The following is a 902-nucleotide window of genomic DNA, read 5'->3' as shown; positions in this document are numbered from 1 at the left end:
CCCTCGCAGATGAAGAACGTCCGGTAGTCGGTGTGATAGCCGTGCTCGGCCAGGGAGGTGAGCAGGTCGTCGCGCTCCAGGTCCAGTGCCACCTGCCGCACCGACATCGGCGGTCCGCCGAGCACCCGCCGGACCGTCTTGAGCTTGCGGGCGATGTTGACCGGCAGGTCCACCTCGAAGACGGGGATGCGGACCTGCCGTGTCAAAAGGTATGCGCGCGTGTCCAATCCGGCGCCGAGGATGACGACCGCGTCGATGCCGTCCAGGGCTTCGGCCAGCTTGTCGCCGATGAACCGCTTGCGGCAGGCCAGGTTCGCCCACAGGCCGCGGCCGGACCACTCCGATGCGCGGATCATCAGGCGGCGCACCGGCGCCGCGCGCGTCGCCGCGACGAGCCAGCGCAGCGGCGTCGGCAGGAACAGTTCCGCGAGGTCGTCGTCCACCAGGCGGCGGCCCGGCGGCTCGTTGTGTTCGACCGCCGCCAGCACCATCGGTCCGAAGGCGGTCTGCGCGGCGGGATTTCGGGCCATGCGCCGCTACTTGTTCAAGAACCCGGCATCGACGGGCAACGTCACACCGGTGATGTAGCGGGCCTGGTCGGACACCAGCCACGCCACCGCGTTGGCGACGTCTTCGACCTGCAGCACCTCCACCGGCATGGCATTACCCATGGCTCCCGGCGTGTCGGTCGCGGCGGCCATCTTGGCCAGCCACTCCCGGGTGAACTCATTGTTGATCATCGGGGTCTCCACACCGGAGGGATGGATCGAGTTGACTCGAATATACTGGGTGGCAAGCAGATTCGCGTACACCCGCATCAATCCCACCACGCCGTGCTTGGCGGCGGCGTAGCCGACCGAGCCGGCATCGGGGCTACCGACACCGGCCAGGCCGGCGCTCGA

At 68.5% G+C, this 902-nt stretch carries 2 protein-coding genes; both read right to left on the bottom strand.

The features are described from left to right. A partial coding sequence (locus A9X04_RS23010; protein ID WP_156764502.1) for an SAM-dependent methyltransferase occupies positions 1–530 on the bottom strand: 530 nt, incomplete at its 3' end. 6 nt (positions 531–536) lie between these two features. After that, a partial coding sequence (locus tag A9X04_RS23005) for an SDR family oxidoreductase (RefSeq protein ID WP_156764501.1) occupies positions 537–902 on the bottom strand: 366 nt, incomplete at its 5' end.

The sequence above is a fragment of the Mycobacterium sp. E3247 genome (assembly GCF_001667785.1).
Classification (GTDB): domain Bacteria; phylum Actinomycetota; class Actinomycetes; order Mycobacteriales; family Mycobacteriaceae; genus Mycobacterium.
The sequence above is the reverse complement of the archived record's forward strand: the minus strand, read 5'-3'. Positions and strand labels throughout refer to the sequence as shown.